Raw genomic sequence first — 379 nt, 5'->3', positions numbered from 1 at the left:
GGCAACAATTTCTTTTGAATGACCTGTCACAACATTTAAAACACCTTTGGGAATACCAGCTTGCTCAGCAAGATAAGCGAGCGCAAGTGCAGTTAAAGGTGTTTCTTGAGCAGGTTTGACAATGATACTGCAACCCGCAGCCAATGCCGGTGCTACTTTACGTGTGATCATGGCAGCAGGGAAGTTCCATGGTGTAATGGCGACACATACCCCCACAGGTTCACGGAAAGTGAGTAAACGCTTGTCTTGACTAGGTGCAGGAATCGTTTCGCCATACATACGACGACCTTGTGCACAACACCCATAGTTTGGCATATCATGAACGCCGGTTGGATACGGATTGACTGCAAGACGGCCAGCAAGGAAGTACAGCAGGATA

1 protein-coding gene is annotated in these 379 nt (G+C 48.0%); it reads right to left on the bottom strand.

The features are described from left to right. A partial coding sequence (locus tag FLQ44_RS14510; RefSeq protein ID WP_206208898.1) for an aldehyde dehydrogenase family protein occupies positions 1–379 on the bottom strand: 379 nt, incomplete at both ends.

This window comes from Vogesella mureinivorans (genome assembly GCF_007644035.1).
Classification (GTDB): domain Bacteria; phylum Pseudomonadota; class Gammaproteobacteria; order Burkholderiales; family Chromobacteriaceae; genus Vogesella; species Vogesella mureinivorans.
Note: the sequence above shows the minus strand (reverse complement) of the source record. Positions and strands in the feature narration are given on the sequence as shown.